Origin of the sequence: Arthrobacter sp. LFS091, from assembly GCF_047977885.1 — a bacterium.
In the GTDB taxonomy this organism is placed as follows: Bacteria; Actinomycetota; Actinomycetes; order Actinomycetales; family Micrococcaceae; genus Arthrobacter.
Window position 1 is genome coordinate 334,348 of record NZ_JBFPFP010000005.1, and the last position, 16,762, is coordinate 351,109.

Below are 16,762 nucleotides of genomic sequence, written 5' to 3' on the forward strand. Positions count from 1 at the left end.
CCATGGAAGCATTCACAACCCACACCGGCATTGGTGTACCGCTGCGACAGAGCAACGTCGACACCGACCAGATCATCCCTGCGGTCTACCTCAAGCGCATCACACGGACCGGCTTCGAAGACGCCCTGTTCGCTGCCTGGCGCAAGGACGAGTCCTTTATCCTCAACCAGGCGCCGTTCAATGCCGGTTCCGTGCTGGTGGCCGGCCCTGACTTCGGCACGGGGTCATCCCGTGAGCACGCTGTCTGGGCCCTGAAGGACTACGGGTTCAAGGCCGTGCTCTCCTCGAGGTTCGCCGATATTTTCCGCGGCAACTCCGGGAAGCAAGGCCTGCTGGCAGCCCAGGTTGCCCAGGACGACATCGAGCTGATCTGGAAGGTCCTGGAGAACCAGCCCGGCACCGAGGTAAAGGTGGACCTCGTCAGCAAGACAGTGGAGTGCGGCAACGTCGTAGCTCCGTTCGAGATCGACGACTACACCCGCTGGCGCCTCCTGGAAGGCCTGGATGACATCGGGCTGACCCTCCAGCACGAGCAAGACATCACGGCATACGAGGCAACGCGGCCGTCGTTCAAACCCAAGACGCTGCCGGCGAAGGTCCAGTAGCAGCTGGGACCTCGGAATTGCGCTGAGAGAGGACCGTCGGAGCCCTGTTGGGGCCCGGGGGTCCTTTTTCGTGGGCCTATGACCGCCTTGTCACTGGACTTCGGAGCGACACCGATCCTTGGATCGCCGGGTGCGTCCATTTCGGTTCGGTAACGCGAGCTTCTATGCTTAGCTGGAGCCTTTGTAAGTTTGGGGGGCGAGTAGTCGTGAGGAAACCGGTATAGATGAGTAGTGTTCTGACAATCCGCGGTGGCGTCCCGTTAACCGGGCGAGTGACCGTTCGCGGTGCCAAGAACCTGGTGCCCAAAGCCATGGTGGCGGCGTTGCTGGGCAGTGAACCATCGGTGCTGAGGAACGTGCCGGAAATCAAGGATGTAGAGGTTGTCACCAGCCTGCTGCAGCTCCACGGGGTGACTGTCGTGAAGGACCCCGTGACAGGTGACCTGACGCTGGATCCCCAGGGTGCCAAAACTGCTTCAAGTACCGCCATTGACGCGCACGCCGGAGACTCACGGATTCCCATCCTTTTGTGTGGGCCGTTGATCCATGCCATCGGCGAGGCTTTCATTCCGGATCTCGGCGGATGCAAAATCGGCGACAGGCCGATCGATTACCACCTGAATGTGCTCCGCCAGTTCGGTGCAGTGGTGGAAAAGCGTCCGGGCGGGATCCACATTTCTGCTCCCCATGGCCTGCATGGCGCCAAGATTTCCCTGCCGTACCCGTCTGTGGGAGCCACCGAGCAGGTACTGCTCAGTGCCACCCGGGCCGAGGGCATCACCGAACTCATCGGGGCGGCGACGGAACCGGAGATCATCGACCTCATCGCGGTGCTGCAGAAAATGGGTGCGATCATCAGCGTCCAGACGGACCGCACTATCCGCATCGAAGGCGTCAAGGACCTTGGGGGCTACAACCACCGCGCGCTCCCGGACCGCAACGAATCCGCTTCCTGGGCTTCTGCTGCGCTGGTTACCCGTGGCGACATTTTCGTCGAGGGCGCTTCCCAACGCGACATGATGACCTTCCTGAACACCTACCGCAAGGTCGGTGGCGGCATGGACATCGGCGACGACGGCATCCGCTTCTACCACCCGGGCGGCAAGCTCAGCCCGCTGGTCCTGGAAACCGACGTTCACCCCGGCTTCATGACGGACTGGCAGCAGCCCCTCGTGGTTGCGCTGACCCAGGCCGAAGGTGTTTCGATCGTCCACGAGACCGTCTACGAGAACCGTTTCGGGTTCACCGAAGCCCTGGCGCGTATGGGTGCGAACATCCAGGTACACCGCGAATGCCTGGGCAGCGTCCCCTGCCGCTTCGGACAACGGAACTTCCTGCACTCGGCTGTCATCTCCGGACCCACTCCCTTACGGGGAACGGACATCGACATCCCGGACCTGCGCGGCGGTTTCAGCCACCTCATCGCAGCCCTTGCTGCGACGGGCACCTCCAAGGTGACCGGGATTGACATCATCAACCGCGGATACGAGCGCTTCACCGAGAAACTGGCTGGCCTGGGCGCCGATTTCGACATCACTACCACCAAGTAGCGGGAGATCCTGTGAAGGAATCGGCCAAGAGCCGTGCCACGTTTATCTTGCTGGCGGGCTTGGCGCGCCCCTTGATGAACATCCTGATGAACAAAAAATGGGAGGGGCTGGAGAAACTGCCGCAGGGCGGTTTCATCGCGGTACCCAACCATTGCACCGAGATCGACCCCATCGTCGTGGGGCATATGGTCTACAACCAGAAGCGGCCGCCGCACTTCCTGGCGAAGGCCGGATTGTTCAAAGTCCCGGTTTTGGGTGCACTGCTCCAGGCCACCAAACAGATTCCGGTTGAACGCTCGACGGCCGGCGCCAACCGTTCGCTGCAGATCGCCAAGGAGGTGGTGGACGCCGGTGGCGCCATCATCATCTATCCCGAAGGAACACTGACCCGTGACCCGGACCTGTGGCCCATGAAGGGGCACACTGGTGCTGCCAGGCTGGCGCTGCAGACCGGGGCGCCCGTGGTGCCGATAGCCCACTGGGGTGCCCATGAAGTCTTTCCCAGGTACGCAAAGCGTTTCCACGTCTTCCCGCGCAAGACTGCGCGGGTGCTCGTGGGAGAACCCGTGGACTTGAGCGCCTTCGCAGACCGGCCGCTGGATCGGGCCACGCTGTCCGAGGCCACGGACGTCATCATGGATGCCATCACCTCGCTGCTTGAAACACTTCGGGGCGAGACTGCTCCCAAGGAACGGTGGGACCCCGCGATGCACAAGCAGTCCAAGCACGGCCGTTTTGTCGAACGTGGATCCACGGGCACTCCGGAACCGGAGGACGGCGAATGACCCTCGTGGAGAGCCCTGCCGGGATTCCGGAGACCATTGCTGTCCTGGGGGCAGGATCATGGGGGACCACCTTCGCCAAGATCCTGGCTGACGCGGCTGCCGCGTCCGGTGACACACGCAGCATCCGGATCTGGGGGCGGCGCGCAGAGGTCGTGGCTGAGATCAACTCGCTTCACCGTAACGGGCAGTACCTCAAGGACATCGAACTGCCTGCGTCCATTACGGCTTCCACCGACGTCGCCGAAGTGCTGAAGGACGCAACGCTGGTGGTCCTGGCCGTCCCCGCGCAGTCCCTGCGACCGCAACTGGGGGAGTGGAAAGCCCTCCTGGCACCCGACGCCGTGGTGGTGTCCCTGATGAAGGGCCTTGAACTGGGCACGGATGCGCGCATGAGTGAAGTCATTGCGCAGGAACTGGGGCTCCCCGATTCACGGGTAGCCGTGGTTTCCGGACCAAACCTGGCCATGGAAATCGCCAGGGAGCAGCCCACCGCCTCAGTTGTTGCCTGCAGCGATAACGAAACAGCGGCTGCCATTGCGCTTTGTTGCACCGCGCCGTATTTCCGCCCTTACACCAGCACCGATGTGGTTGGTGTGGAGATCGGCGGAATCGTCAAGAACGTCATTGCCTTGGCGGTGGGTATTTGCGAGGGACGCCAGATGGGGGACAACACCAAGGCATCGGTCATCACCCGCGGGCTGGCGGAGACTTCCCGTCTTGCCCTGGCTTTGGGCGGAGAGGCCCTCACCATGGCCGGGCTTGCCGGTCTCGGTGACCTCGTGGCCACCTGCTCGTCGGCGCTTTCCCGTAACCATACTGCCGGCCGGCTGCTCGGCGAAGGGCTCAGCCTGGAACAAGTGGCAGAACAGATGACCCAGACTGCCGAGGGCATCAAATCAGGCCCGGCCGTCCACGAGCTCGCCGGCAAACTGAATGTCGAAATGCCCATCACGGCAGCCGTTGTGGCCGTGCTTGAAGGCAGAATGTCCGTTGATGACCTGGGGCCGCGACTGCTGGCCCGGGCACTGAAGTCCGAAGGCGACTACTGATGGTGACTGAAGATTCCACTCCCGCTACACACCGCCCCCGGGTCGCGATCCTCTTTGGTGGGCGCTCAAGTGAGCATGCGGTCAGCTGCGTCACGGCGGCCGGTGTCATGGGTGCCATCGATAGGGAAAAGTATGAGGTCATTCCCATCGGTATCGCGAAGTCGGGACAATGGGTCCTGGCGTCAGGCGACACCAGCCAATGGTCGTTGAGCTCGGCAGCGCTTCCCGAGGTAACGCCGTCGGGCCGGACTGTGACCCTGGCGGAGGTCGGGGGCGAACACCAGTTGATCGTCACCGAGCCCAATGCGGTTCCTCAGGAGCTGGGTTCGGTCGACGTCGTCTTCCCGCTGCTGCACGGGCCGTGGGGCGAGGACGGAACTGTCCAGGGTCTCCTTGAATTGTCCGATACACGCTACGTTGGCGCCGGTGTACTGGCCTCAGCGGTGGGCATGGACAAACACTTCATGAAGGTGGTTTTCGAAGCTGCCGGATTGACCGTGGGGCCGTATGTGGCTGTGACTGACCGTGACTGGCTCACTGATGCGGAGGCTGTCCGGAAGCGCGTCGACAAGTTGGGGTTCCCGGTGTTCGTCAAACCGGCCCGGGCCGGCTCCTCCATGGGCATCTCCAAAGTGGATTCACTGGAGGGGCTCGACGCCGCCATCGAGGAAGCCCGCCGGCACGATCTCAAGCTGGTCATCGAAGCAGGAATCGTTGGCCGCGAGATTGAGTGCGCCGTACTCCAAGGACGTGGCACCGACGTTCCCCGAACCTCCATGCCCGGCGAAATTGCGGTGGCAGCCGGAGAGCACCAGTTCTACGACTTTGCTGCCAAATATGTGGAAGACGGCGCTGCCGCACTTAGTTGCCCGGCCGATATGCCGGACGAGGCCATCGCCCGCGTACGGGAGCTGGCCGCCGTCGCTTTCGACGCCGTTGGCGCCGAAGGACTCAGCCGCGTCGACTTTTTCTACACCCCTGCCGGCGAGCTGATCATCAACGAGATCAACACCATGCCTGGCTTCACCCCCAAGAGCATGTACCCGCAAATGTGGGCGGCATCAGGGCTGGGCTATGCCGAACTGATCGATGAACTGATCCAGCTGGCGCTGACCCGCAAGACCGGCCTGCGCTAACTCAAGACTGGCCTGCGCCAACTACTTGCCGGTCGGCAGGTTCTGGAGGTCTTCCTGGCCCACGCACTTGCCGGTCGCCTTGATCTTGCCGACTGCAGCGGTGAGTTCGGTCAGGACGGTGGCGGAGCTGATGTTGGCCGCTTCCAGCTTGGCGGGGTCGATCAGGATTTCCGTGGCCGGTTCCCGGCCGAACGTCGTCAAGGTGTAAACGGGGTCGCCTTCCTTGATGACCCAATCGACGCCGTTGACGCTCACACAGCGGTCTGTGGTGGGACCGGGAACATTCACGCCGCACCGGAGGATCACCTGCGACGGGTCACCCCATGCCGCCGTGGCCTGGCTGTTGGTCTTGCGGAGCGCGGCGTCCCCGATCCGGTCCGGGAGGGCCACCATCATCGGGGCGCAGGCAGGATTGGCCGCATCCGAAGCTGCCGTGACGTCCACGGCCGGCGAGCAGGCCGTGATGGCGAGGGTGGAAGCAACGGCCAGTGACGCGGACATGGCAGTCCGTCGGAGGGTCTTGTGGTGCATGGATCAAGCCTATCCCGCGTGTGCTGGCCCGCAGATTCGCGTTGTCCGGGTCACAATCCGGGATGACCCGTGGAAACGGCCCCGACGCTATCCTGTCGGTGGATCGCGATAGCGTAGAGCCGTGCCAGCAGAACAATTGATCGTCCAAGACCTTTCGGAGTCCGAGCTCCTTGCCCGGATCTTTCCGCGCCTGAACCGCAGTCCAGGAATATTGTTGGGGCCCGGGGACGATGCTGCCCTGGTTGCCGCTCCGGATGGCCGCACCTTGATCTCCATCGACACCCAGACCCAGGACCAGGACTTCCGGCTGCAATGGAACAACGGTTACCGGACCACAGGGTTTGATGTCGGTTGGAAAGCTGCGGCCCAGAACCTCAGCGATATCAACGCCATGGGCGGTACGGCTACTTCGCTGGTTGTCAGCCTGACCATGCCCCCGAGCACGCCGGTGCAATGGGTCGAATCCTTTGCCGACGGCCTGACTGCGGCCATCACTGCGTTGGGCCCGATCGACTGCTCCGTTGCCGGGGGAGACCTTGGCCGTGGCCGCGAGATCGCGGTGACGGTCGCCGTCGTGGGTTCGCTGGACGGTCTTGCACCGGTGGTGCGCTCGGGCGCAAAACCCGGCCACCAACTCGCCGTGGCCGGCACACTGGGCCGGGCCGCGGCCGGGTGGGCCCTCCTTGAAAGCGATGTTCCACTGGGCAGCCTGGCAAGCGAACTCCGTGCCCTGGTGGACAACCAGTGCCGCCCACTGCCTCCTCTGGCGGCGGGCCCTGCCGCCGCGCGGGCTGGAGCATCCGCCATGTTGGATATCTCGGACGGCCTTTTACGCGACGGCAACCGGCTGGCCTCGGCCAGCGGGGTAGTCCTGGACTTCGATCCCACGGCCCTGAAGGCGTACGCGGTACCCTTGGAGCCGGCAGCAACACTTCTGGGCGCCGATCCCTTGTCCTGGGTCCTGGGTGGCGGGGAGGATCACGGGCTGCTGGCTACGTTCCCAGCTGGAATTCAGCTACCGGAGGGCTTCACTGCGATAGGCTCGGTTCAAGCCGTTGTCGAGCCGCCAGGCAGCGGTATCCGGATTGCCGGGCAAGCCGCTGACACCGTTGGATGGGATCACTTTGCAGACTAAGATCGCCGCGAATGCGCACGCCATGAAACGTTGGCTAGGCAAAGCGGAAGTAGTCCTGGGGAACCATAGTGACCGCCTCAACGCGATCAACATCTTTCCTGTAGCCGACGGCGATACCGGAACCAACCTTTACCTCACGGTCCGGGCGGCTGTCACGGCCCTGGGTGGCACCACGCCGGATTCCACCGAAACGGGCAACGACGTGGGAGCGGTTCTTTCGCGGGCCGGCCAGGCTGCCATGGAACAGGCACGCGGGAACTCCGGAACGCTCTTCGCCGTCTTTCTCTGCGCAGCAGCTGAGCCCCTGGCCGGCAAGTCACGCCTGAGCGCGCCGCTGCTCGCAACTGCCTTGAACAGGGCGCAAATCCGGGCGTGGTCGGCGTTGAGTGAACCTGTTGCCGGCACCATGCTCTCGGTCCTCGAAGCAGCCGCCAACGCGGCCCAGGCCGTGGAAGCGGCCCAGAACGGTGATGACAGCAACCATGCCTTGGGCCTTTCGCTTGATGCCGTGGTGGATGCCGCCTACCAGGCCGTTGTCCGCACCGAAGACGAACTCGCGCAACTCCACGAAGCCCGCGTGGTCGACGCCGGGGGCGTTGGCATGCTGCTGGTGCTCGACTGCCTCCGCTCGGCTGTCCTCGGCGAAGAGCTCCAGGATGAGCTGTTGGACGGCCTGCACGGCTACAAACTGCAGGATCCCCATATCCATGAGCACATGCCTGCCGACGACGGTGTTGAAGTCATGTGCACCATCAGCCTGTCTCCACTGAACGCGGCCATCCTCCGGCAACGCCTGGACGAAATGGGCGACTCCGTGATCATGAGCCAGGTTGGCGGAGCGCAGGGCCCGGAGGATGACGACGAGCCAGCCGTTGAGCCCAGCTACCGTTGGCGGGTGCATGTGCACGTCCCCGATCCTGAGCCCGCCGTTGCCCTGATCCGTTCGTTGGGGGAACCCACGGACATCGCTGTCAGCCAGCTTGCGGTTCCGTCCGGCGCCGCCCCGGACACCGCCGCCCAGGACAAGGAAGTACCCGGTGACCCGGGCCAGCCACGGCATGAATTCTGAACTCGAACTGCCCCTGGAACGCCGAATCGGCAAGCGGTCCGCTTCCGTCATCGACAAACACCTGGGCCTTAAGACCGTCGGTTCCTTGCTGAACTATTTTCCGCGCCGCTACCTGAGCCGGGGTGAGCTGACGCCCATCAGCAACCTTCCCTTGGACGAGGAAGTCACGCTGATTGCCCGGGTGCTGTCCAACACCACCCGGCAAATGCGTGCCCGGCGAGGTTCCATTACCGATGTCGTGGTCACCGATGAAGCCGGCGGAACCAGTGTGCCTGGAACTTTGAAGGTCAGTTTCTTCAACGGTTTCAGGGCCAAGTCGGAGCTTCTCGCGGGCCGCCGGGCAATGTTCTCGGGCAAGGTGACCCGCTACGGTGGTGCCTTGGGCTTGACCAACCCTGACTTCCTGCTGCTTGACGAGGATCCCGGGGCTGAGGGCTCCATGGACCCCGAAAAGCTCGCCGCGATGCCCATCCCGGTGTATCCGGCCACCGCAAAACTCACCAGCTGGTCCATCCACAAAGTCATCAGCGCCCTCCTGGAGACCATGGACCTGGATGCGATGACCGATCCCCTTCCGGAGCGTATCGTTCATCGGGACGGGCACCTCAGTGTTGCCGAGGCATATCGCCTGATCCATTCGCCGGAGACCCCCAAGGACTGGCAGCGGGCACAGGAGCGCTTCCGTTACCAGGAAGCCCTGGTCCTGCAGACAGCCCTGGCGCGCCGACGGGCCCAGCTCGCGGCGGAGGAAGCAACGGCCCGGCGGCCGATCAGTGGCGGTTTGCTGGGTAAGTTCGACCAAAACCTGCCGTTTACCCTCACAGCCGGCCAATCCGCCGTCGGAAAGACGCTTGCGGAAGAACTCGCACGGGACACCCCCATGAACAGGCTGCTGCAGGGTGAGGTGGGATCGGGCAAGACGATCGTGGCCCTCCGTGCGATGCTGCAGGTGGTGGACGCCGGTGGCCAGGCCGCCCTGCTTGCCCCCACTGAGGTGCTGGCCGCCCAGCATTTCCACTCCATCCGGCGGACATTGGGGGAACTTGCGCGGGACCACGTCTTTGGCGGCGCTGGGATGCTTGGTGGTGATCCCGCTCAGGGTACCGTCCAGGTGACGCTGCTGACGGGTTCCATGCCCACCGCCGCGAAGAAACAGGCCATGCTGGATGCCGCGTCCGGGAATGCAGGCATCGTGATCGGCACGCACGCTTTGCTGAGCGACAAAACGAGCTTCCAGGATCTCGGCTTGATTGTGGTGGATGAGCAGCACCGCTTCGGAGTGGAGCAACGTGATGCCCTGAGGGCAAAGGCACAACGGCCCCCGCACTTGCTGGTCATGACGGCCACGCCCATCCCGCGGACTGTTGCCATGACGGTGTTTGGCGACCTTGAAACGTCCATCCTTGATGAGCTTCCGGCGGGGCGCGCCCCCATTTCAACCCACGTGGTGGGCCTTGCCGAGAACCCCGGCTGGGTGGACCGGATTTGGAAGCGGTCCCGTGAAGAAGTCGAATCGGGCCACCAGGTGTACGTCGTCTGCCCCAAGATCGGATCGGACGACGACGGCGACTTCAGCCCGGGTGAAGCGGAACCAAGCGACGCCGACCTCGCGGACGACGGTGCGTCACGGGAGCTCGCGTCGGTGACTGCCGTCGTCGAAAGCCTCCTCGATGAGCCGTCCTTGTCCGGAGTTCCGGTGGCACCGCTCCACGGCCGGCAGGACCCGCAGCTCAAGTCCGACACCATGGCCTCGTTCGCGGCCAACCAGACCAAGGTCTTGGTGTCCACCACCGTCATCGAAGTGGGTGTGGACGTCCACAATGCCACCCTTATGGTGATCCTGGACGCTGACCGCTTTGGGATTTCGCAGCTCCACCAGCTGCGTGGGCGGGTGGGCCGCGGAGGACTGCCCGGCACTTGCCTGTTGGTGACTACCCTGGAACCAGGTCACCCGAGCCGGCGCCGCCTGGAAGCCGTTGCCTCAACCACTGACGGCTTTGAGCTCTCCCAAGAGGACCTGAAGCTTCGCAGGGAGGGCGACATCCTTGGCGCTTCCCAATCCGGGGGCCGCTCCACACTGAAACTGCTTCGTGTCCTTGACCACGAGGACATCATTGCGCGCGCACGCACTGACGCCCAGGCCTTTGTGTCAGAAGACCCTGCCTTGGGTAACCAGCCGGCCCTCGCTGCGGCAATCGACGACTATTTGAATCCCGAAAAGGAGGCGTTCCTTGAACGCGGTTAAGAGTCCAGGGACGCTTTATTACCTGAAAGCTACCACCCTATGAGCCGCATCATTGCCGGTGTCGCCGGCGGCAATCCCTTGGCGAGCGTGCCCGGAACAGCGACGCGGCCCACGACGGACCGGGTCAAGGAGGCGCTCTTCTCCCGCTTGGAGTCATTGGCGGTTATTGATGGGTTCCGGGTCCTGGACCTCTACGCCGGTTCGGGTTCGCTGGGAGTCGAGAGCGCCAGCCGTGGCGCCCGCAGCGTTGATCTGGTGGAGTTTGACGCCAGGGCCAGCGATGTCTGCCAGCGCAATGCCGACCTGGTGAACCAGGTGCTTGGAGGCAAGAGGGTATCGGTCCACAGGTCAAAGGTGGAATCGTTCCTTGAACGTGCCGGTGAAGCTGATGTGTGGGACTTGGTCTTCCTGGACCCGCCGTACCCGTTGGACGAAGATGCCCTCAGCGCTGTGCTTGCCAAACTGGCACCGCACCTGGACGAGGCTGCAGTAGTAGTTGTGGAGCGAAGTTCGCGAAGTCCCGAACCCGCGTGGCCGCAGTCCTTGGAATGCTTCGCGGACAAGAAATACGGCGAGACCAAACTGTGGTTCGCGGAGCCGTCCTGAGGCGTGTCCCTGCCTAGCCTGTGATGCGATCGAGGTCGACGCCTGTGAGTACTGCGGCCGGATGCGGTCCGCGGGCAAGGAGCTCAGCGGTCCAACCGGGCGGCCATGGCTTTTGGGTGCCCACCAGGACGATGTTGCCCGGGTACCGGCCCTCGAACATGCCTGATTCGGCAAAGGCGGCGACGTCCGTCATCGCTGCCCGCAATGCAGCCACCTGGCTGCGTACCAAGGTCAGGGCGGGCTCATCGCCCACGTTGATGATCAGGACGCCGTTCGGGCTTAACCTTGCGGCTGCCTCTTCGTAGAACTCCTGGCAGGCGATGTGGGCTGGTGCCTCGGGTCCGGAGAAGATGTCAAGGATAACGACGTCGAACGTCAGGTGGGCGGGCAGCTCACCCAACGCGTCGCGGGCGTCGCCGATATGGGTGCTCAATGCGGTGCCGTCGGGCATGGGCAGCTTTTGGAGGACGAAATCCAGGAGTTCGCGCTCGAGCTCAACGGCATACTGGTCCGAACCCGGACGGGTGGCCTGGATGTAGCGGGCCAAGGTGAGGGCGCCGGCTCCGAGGTGCAAGGCGGTGAGGGGCTTGCCCGGTTCTGCTGCAAGGTCCACCACGTGTCCGATCCTGCGCAGGTACTCGTAGAAGATCTCTGCCGGGTCCTGGAGGTTGACGTGGGATTGTTCTGCTCCGCCGATGCTGAGGACGAAGCTGCCGTTTATGAGGGTGTCGGCCTCGATGGTGGCGTGTTGGCCCGTCGTCCGGAGGAAGCGGGTGGCATGGGGCTGGGCGGGGTTCAGAGCCGGTCCTTGAGCGTGGCCAGGCGTTCGGCAGCTTCTTCCAGAACCCCGGTCTTCTTGCAGAACGCGAAGCGCAGCAGGGAACGGGTCCGCTCGGCGCCTTCAGGGTGGCAGAACACTGGAACGGGGATTGCTGCCACTCCTACCAGGCCGGGCAGCCGCCGTGCCAGGTCTACGGAATCGCTGATGCCCAGGGGGGCTGTATCGACGTTGATGAAGTACGTTCCGCTGGGGGAGTACACCCCAAATCCAGCGGCACGCAGGCCCGCGGCGAGGATATCGCGCTTGCGCTTAAGGGTCGTTGCGATGCCGGTGTAGAACTCGTCCGGTAGTGCGAGGCCCACCGCGATGGCGCTCTGGAAGGGCGTGCCGGAACTGTAGGTCAGGAATTGCTTCACAGTGCGCACAGCCGCTACGAGGTGTTCCGGGCCGCTCAGCCAGCCGATCTTCCAGCCGGTGAAGGAAAACGTCTTTCCGGCGGAGGAGATGGTGATGGTCCGTCCGGCCGCTCCCGGCAGGGACGTGACGGGGATGTGGGCCGGGCCGAATGTCAGGTGCTCGTACACCTCATCGCTGACGATGATGGCGTCGTGCTTTGCCGCCAACTCAACGACCTTTGCCAGGACCTGCTGGGGGAAGACAGCACCGGTGGGGTTGTGCGGGTTGTTGAGGAGGACAACCTTGGTCCGGCTGCTGAACGCGTTTTCCAAGGCGTCGAGGTCAGGCATGAAGTCCGGCGCCAGCAGGGGAGCGGTGACGTGTTTGGCGCCTGCCAAGCCGATGATGGCACCGTAAGAGTCGTAGAACGGCTCGAAGGTCAGGACTTCATCGCCGGGTTGCACGAAGGCCAGCAGCGCCGCGGCGATTGCCTCGGTAGCGCCGGTGGTGACCAGTACTTCCGTGTCGGGATTGGGTTCCAATCCGTAGAACCGCTTCTGGTGGGCCGCGATTGCTTCCCTCAGCGCGGGGATGCCCTTGCCCGGAGCGTACTGGTTGGCTCCGGATGCAATGGCATCCTGGGCGGCGGCCTTGATCTTCGACGGGCCGTCCTCGTCGGGGAAGCCTTGGCCCAGGTTGATGGCGCCCGTGGATACCGCCAGCGTGGTCATTTCCTCGAAGATGGTGACTCCGAGCCCTCCATTGGGCGACAACAGGTTCGCTCCGAGGGCTGCCCGCTGCCACGGGGCGGCGCTGTCCGTACCGTGGGGGGATCCGTTGCCGGCGTGTGTATCAAGGGGGCTGATGCCTGCGGATGCCATGGGAGCCATGGTATCCCGGCAGAGCCATGGGGTAGGTTCGTCTCATGAGACGCGCGGTATGCCCTGGATCTTTTGACCCTATCCACCACGGACATCTCGAAGTCATCGCCCGGGCTGCCGGCTTGTTTGACGAAGTTATCGTGGCGGTATCGACGAACTACGCCAAGAAGTACCGGTTCAGCCTCGAAGACCGCATGGAGATGGCACGCGAAACGCTGGCGTCGTTGCGCGGAATCATCGTGGAGCCCATGGGTGAAGGGCTCCTCGCCGAGTACTGCAGGAACCGGGGCGTTTCTGCCATCGTCAAGGGTCTTCGGTCCTCTTCGGACTTTGACTACGAGCTGCCCATGGCCACCATGAACCGCCAGCTGACCGGCGTCGAAACCGTCTTCCTGCCGGCGGAGGCGCATTACGTGCATCTTTCTTCCACCCTGATCAAGGAGATCAGCGTGCTGGGGGGCGATATCTCCGATTTTGTTCCCAAGTCCGTGCTGAAACGGCTCCTCGCTGGCGAGCCGCCCACCGAACCGCCACGCAAAGGGTAAGCTTGACGGGTACCTTGCGCCTTCACGCAGAGTCCCCAGCTGAAACCACCGCGCCTTTGCGCGCGCCCGGCGTCGGTTTGAGTCCTCCAGCGAGATCAGGCTAAGATGGTACGTCGGTCATATGTTCTACAGGAGTTCTCATTAAGCGAGATGCAAGTTCGCCCTTGGCGCTGGTAGTCAAGGACCTTGGACGCAGTCCAGGGACCATGCGGACACTCAACGAGCATGTACCTGCGCCAAGTGACCTTGGTGTGGCGCTCATTGGCGTGAAGGAAGGCTCGGATATCGAGCTGGATCTTCGCTTGGAGGCCGTACACGAAGGAATTCTGGTATCTGGCTCCGCCGTCGTCGAAGTAACCGGCGAGTGCGGGCGATGCCTGGATCCCCTTGCGTATGACCTTGAGGTCAATGTGCAAGAACTTTTCTTCTACGAAGGCGCTGAGCTTTCCGACGAGGAAGACGATGAAGAGCAACGTCGAGTCGAGTACGATCTGATCGATCTTGAGCCGGTGTTGCGGGACGCAGTTGTCACTATGCTGCCGTTCCAGCCGGTGTGCCGGGAAGACTGCCAGGGTCTGTGCTCCGAATGTGGAGCGCGCCTGGAAGACGAGCCGGGGCACCACCACGAGGTCATTGACCCTCGCTGGGCTGCCCTAGCTGATCTGGCTAAGACTGACCGGCAAACCGATTAGTAAGTGTTCGTCTAAGAGAGAAATGAGATAGCCGTGGCTGTTCCCAAGCGGAAAATGTCTCGCGCAAATACACGCGCCCGCCGTGCCCAGTGGAAGGCAACTGCCCCCAACTTGGTCAAGACCATCGAAAACGGTCAGGTTACCTACAGCCTGCCGCACCAGGCAAAGGTCGTCACTGACTCTGCCGGCACCGCGCTGTTCCTTGAATACAAGGGCCGCAAGGTCGCAGACGCCTAATCTGCCGTACAGGCTGACTAAGGATGTCTTCAACTGAAGAGCTTCTGAAGCGTCTCGGTGTCTCCATTGACACCGAGACGCTTCGTCTTGCTCTCACACATCGCTCATACGCGTATGAGAACGGCGGGATCCCCACCAACGAGCGCCTCGAGTTCCTCGGCGACTCCATCCTGGGCTTCTCGGTCACCGATTCCCTATACCGTGAGAACCCCTCGCTGCCTGAAGGCGAACTAGCCAAGCGGCGTTCCGCCGTCGTCAGTACGCGGGCTTTGGCCGGCATTGGGCGCTCCATCGGCGTCGGCGAGTTCATTTACCTCGGGCAAGGCGAGAAGCTGACCGACGGCAAGAACAAAGCGTCCATCCTGGCTGACACCATGGAAGCCCTGATCGGTGCCACGTACCTTTCGAACGATATCGAAACCGCCCGCCAACTGGTCATGCGCCTGGTAGGTCCGCTCCTGAAGGACGCAGGCGCCCTTGGTGCCGGCACGGACTGGAAAACGAGCATCCAGGAGCTGACGGCCAGCCGCCAGCTTGGGGCCATCCACTACGCCGTGGAGGGCTCCGGTCCCGATCACGCCAGGACTTTCGAAGCCGTCCTGAACATCGGTGGGACCCCCTATGGTCGCGGCTCTGGCCATTCCAAGAAAGAGGCGGAGCAGGAAGCTGCTGCCGATGCCTGGCGTGCACTCACCGCCATGGACTCATCAGCTGCCGGTCCGGCCCAAGCCTGACGGATGCCGGAACTCCCTGAAGTAGAGGTAGTACGCCGAGGTCTGGCCCGCTGGGTGCGTGGCCGGACCATCACCGGCGTCGACGTCATTGATCCCCGCTCCATCCGGCGGCATGCCTTGGGTACCGAGGATTTCGTGGGGAACCTCGAACATGCAACCGTGCTGGATGTCGTTCGACGCGGGAAGTTCCTGTGGATGCCCTTGGCCATGGAGAACCCTGCTGGCACCACGCACGCGGCCACCGCTTTGGAGATGCCGCGCGTGGCGCTGATGGCCCATCTGGGAATGAGCGGCCAGCTGCTCATGCAGGATCCGGCGGTGCCGGATGAGAAGCACCTCAAGGTCCGGATCAAGCTCAGCCCGGTGGACGGCATGCCGGAGCAGCTGCGGTTTGTCGACCAACGCATTTTCGGTGGACTCTTCGTCACGTCGTTGATCCCAACCGTCGACGGCGGCCCTGGCGGCCTTGGCGAATCGCCCCTGCCCGAGATCGCAGAAGAAGCATCGCACATCGCCCGGGACCCGCTCGACCCGCACTTTTCATTCGATGCGTTCTACCGAAAGATCAAGAACCGCAAGACGGGCCTCAAGAGGGCGCTCCTGGACCAGGGTGTCATCTCGGGAATTGGCAACATCTACGCCGATGAAGCACTGTGGCGCGCACGCCTCCACTACGCCCGGGCCACGGACACCCTTCGCCGTTCCGATGCCGAGCGCCTGGTGGTGGCCGCGCAAGAGGTCATGAATGCTGCGTTGGCTGCAGGAGGGACGAGTTTTGATTCCCTCTACGTGAATGTGAACGGTGATTCGGGGTACTTTTCCCGTTCCCTTAACGCTTATGGGCGGGCTGGTGAGCTGTGCCCGCGCTGCGAAGCAACCGGGCTCAGAAGTGTCATCAAACGGGAGCAGTTCATGAACCGCTCCTCTTATACCTGCCCTGTGTGCCAACCACGCCCGCGGAATGGGCGTTGGTAGCGCCAAAACTGTTCCGGAATCCGGATCGCGATGGCAGACTGTCCCCATGAAACGCGTGGCCCCGAATCAGCCGCTTGGCGGCGTACCCAGCCCGGCCAAACCATGATGGCGCGGCGGCTGGTCATCGCAGGTATTTGCCTTGCCCTGCTGGTCGCCGCCGTGGCAGTAATTTTCGATCAAATGGCTGGAAGGACCGGGTCCACCACTGCGCAGGATTCCTCCACTTCACGCCCAGCCCCCAGCTCCAGCGGCACCCAGGGTGCTCCGGCCGGCGCAAGCCCGGGCGAGGGCACCCCGGTGTCCGGCAGCCCGTCGTCGAACCAGGCTGGCGCCGGCCCGGAGACCGGCGGCGACGGCCAGTCCACCGCCAAACCCCTGGAAGTCCTTCCACCGGTGACCGCGACCCCTTCCGGCTTGCCCGAACCATCCGCGCCCGCCCCCTTGATCTCGGGTGCCTTGCCTGCGCCGGGTACGGCTGCCGGCAAGGTGGTGGACGGGTGGCCGGCTGACATTCTCACCCTGCCTGCCGGAACAACCATAGGTTCCACCTCAGTGTCGACCTCGGGCAATGCCCTTCAAGTGGCAGCGGATGGGATCGTGGCCAAACCCCAAAGCGAAGTGCTGGGCTCCTTCAGCCAGTCCCTGGTGTCCCGTGGGTTCTGGTCTGAGCAAGCTCCCGCCGCTGACGGTGCTGTGGCCACGCGGTTCGTTCGTGGCAGCGATACCGTGACAGTTTCCGTGACGACGACGGGTACCGGCGCTTCGCGGTTCCAACTGCTGGGCACCCTGCATACGACGGCGGGCTAGGGG

The 16,762-nt window shown here is 63.4% G+C and carries 18 protein-coding genes; 15 read left to right on the plus strand and 3 right to left on the minus strand.

From position 1 onward, the window contains the following. Positions 1 to 2: 2 nt before the first annotated feature. The 5 genes from leuD to ACNQOP_RS11800 all read left to right on the plus strand — a co-directional run bounded on the left by leuD (position 3) and on the right by ACNQOP_RS11800 (position 5,125). Positions 3 to 605 (plus strand): 3-isopropylmalate dehydratase small subunit, encoded by a 603-nt coding sequence (gene leuD, locus ACNQOP_RS11780; RefSeq protein ID WP_416404543.1) that lies wholly within the window; start codon positions 3 to 5, stop codon positions 603 to 605. Between the two features lie 224 nt (positions 606 to 829). Further along, positions 830 to 2,155, plus strand: a complete 1,326-nt coding sequence (gene murA / locus ACNQOP_RS11785; protein ID WP_257369073.1) for a UDP-N-acetylglucosamine 1-carboxyvinyltransferase — start codon at positions 830 to 832, stop codon at positions 2,153 to 2,155. Positions 2,156 to 2,166: 11 nt separating this feature from the next. After that, entirely contained in the window at positions 2,167 to 2,940 is a 774-nt protein-coding gene (locus ACNQOP_RS11790; protein WP_257369072.1) for a lysophospholipid acyltransferase family protein, read from the plus strand. After that, positions 2,937 to 3,989 (plus strand): NAD(P)H-dependent glycerol-3-phosphate dehydrogenase, encoded by a 1,053-nt coding sequence (locus tag ACNQOP_RS11795; RefSeq protein ID WP_257369071.1) that lies wholly within the window; start codon positions 2,937 to 2,939, stop codon positions 3,987 to 3,989. Before ACNQOP_RS11790 ends, ACNQOP_RS11795 begins: the two co-directional genes overlap by 4 nt. Beyond that, the gene (locus ACNQOP_RS11800) at positions 3,989 to 5,125 is read left to right on the plus strand and encodes a D-alanine--D-alanine ligase family protein (protein WP_235521517.1); all 1,137 of its coding nucleotides are present in this window, start codon (positions 3,989 to 3,991) and stop codon (positions 5,123 to 5,125) included. The genes ACNQOP_RS11795 and ACNQOP_RS11800 overlap by 1 nt, the downstream gene beginning before the upstream one ends. Before the next feature lie 21 nt (positions 5,126 to 5,146). On the opposite strand, the gene ACNQOP_RS11805 is transcribed toward ACNQOP_RS11800, so the two are convergent. Beyond that, positions 5,147 to 5,656 (minus strand): DUF3515 domain-containing protein, encoded by a 510-nt coding sequence (locus ACNQOP_RS11805; RefSeq protein ID WP_257369070.1) that lies wholly within the window; start codon positions 5,654 to 5,656, stop codon positions 5,147 to 5,149. A gap of 121 nt (positions 5,657 to 5,777) precedes the next feature. Here ACNQOP_RS11805 and thiL point away from each other — a divergent pair, with 121 nt between their 5' ends. Genes thiL through rsmD form a run of 4 tightly spaced genes read left to right on the plus strand, consistent with a single transcriptional unit; the run spans position 5,778 to position 10,711 of the window. Further along, positions 5,778 to 6,791, plus strand: a complete 1,014-nt coding sequence (thiL, locus tag ACNQOP_RS11810; protein WP_416404544.1) for a thiamine-phosphate kinase — start codon at positions 5,778 to 5,780, stop codon at positions 6,789 to 6,791. A gap of 22 nt (positions 6,792 to 6,813) precedes the next feature. Next, positions 6,814 to 7,860, plus strand: coding sequence for a DAK2 domain-containing protein (locus ACNQOP_RS11815; protein ID WP_416404545.1), 1,047 nt, complete (start codon positions 6,814 to 6,816; stop codon positions 7,858 to 7,860). Further along, on the plus strand, positions 7,850 to 10,105 hold the full coding sequence (locus tag ACNQOP_RS11820) for an ATP-dependent DNA helicase RecG (RefSeq protein ID WP_416404569.1): 2,256 nt from the start codon (positions 7,850 to 7,852) through the stop codon (positions 10,103 to 10,105). Before ACNQOP_RS11815 ends, ACNQOP_RS11820 begins: the two co-directional genes overlap by 11 nt. Before the next feature lie 39 nt (positions 10,106 to 10,144). After that, the gene (rsmD, locus tag ACNQOP_RS11825; RefSeq protein WP_284987106.1) at positions 10,145 to 10,711 is read left to right on the plus strand and encodes a 16S rRNA (guanine(966)-N(2))-methyltransferase RsmD; all 567 of its coding nucleotides are present in this window, start codon (positions 10,145 to 10,147) and stop codon (positions 10,709 to 10,711) included. A gap of 13 nt (positions 10,712 to 10,724) precedes the next feature. Here rsmD and ACNQOP_RS11830 read toward each other — a convergent pair whose 3' ends face one another. Continuing rightward, positions 10,725 to 11,510, minus strand: a complete 786-nt coding sequence (locus ACNQOP_RS11830; RefSeq protein WP_257369287.1) for a spermidine synthase — start codon at positions 11,508 to 11,510, stop codon at positions 10,725 to 10,727. After that, positions 11,507 to 12,778: an aminotransferase class I/II-fold pyridoxal phosphate-dependent enzyme gene (locus ACNQOP_RS11835; protein ID WP_416404546.1), complete on the minus strand. Its 1,272-nt coding sequence runs from the start codon at positions 12,776 to 12,778 to the stop codon at positions 11,507 to 11,509. The genes ACNQOP_RS11830 and ACNQOP_RS11835 overlap by 4 nt, the downstream gene beginning before the upstream one ends. A gap of 35 nt (positions 12,779 to 12,813) precedes the next feature. On the opposite strand from ACNQOP_RS11835, the gene coaD reads away from it, so the two are divergent. From coaD to ACNQOP_RS11865, 6 genes are all read left to right on the plus strand, one after another. Next, complete coding sequence (gene coaD / locus ACNQOP_RS11840; protein WP_416404547.1) at positions 12,814 to 13,314, plus strand: pantetheine-phosphate adenylyltransferase; 501 nt, start codon at positions 12,814 to 12,816, stop codon at positions 13,312 to 13,314. A 164-nt stretch (positions 13,315 to 13,478) separates the two neighbouring features. Next, complete coding sequence (locus ACNQOP_RS11845) at positions 13,479 to 14,006, plus strand: YceD family protein (RefSeq protein ID WP_235521511.1); 528 nt, start codon at positions 13,479 to 13,481, stop codon at positions 14,004 to 14,006. A gap of 33 nt (positions 14,007 to 14,039) precedes the next feature. Continuing rightward, positions 14,040 to 14,243: a 50S ribosomal protein L32 gene (gene rpmF, locus ACNQOP_RS11850; RefSeq protein ID WP_011775139.1), complete on the plus strand. Its 204-nt coding sequence runs from the start codon at positions 14,040 to 14,042 to the stop codon at positions 14,241 to 14,243. Between the two features lie 23 nt (positions 14,244 to 14,266). After that, the gene (gene rnc / locus ACNQOP_RS11855; RefSeq protein ID WP_235521510.1) at positions 14,267 to 14,977 is read left to right on the plus strand and encodes a ribonuclease III; all 711 of its coding nucleotides are present in this window, start codon (positions 14,267 to 14,269) and stop codon (positions 14,975 to 14,977) included. A gap of 3 nt (positions 14,978 to 14,980) precedes the next feature. Beyond that, positions 14,981 to 15,952: a bifunctional DNA-formamidopyrimidine glycosylase/DNA-(apurinic or apyrimidinic site) lyase gene (gene mutM / locus ACNQOP_RS11860; RefSeq protein WP_284987108.1), complete on the plus strand. Its 972-nt coding sequence runs from the start codon at positions 14,981 to 14,983 to the stop codon at positions 15,950 to 15,952. A gap of 30 nt (positions 15,953 to 15,982) precedes the next feature. Beyond that, positions 15,983 to 16,759, plus strand: a complete 777-nt coding sequence (locus ACNQOP_RS11865) for a hypothetical protein (protein WP_416404548.1) — start codon at positions 15,983 to 15,985, stop codon at positions 16,757 to 16,759. Positions 16,760 to 16,762: the final 3 nt, after the last annotated feature.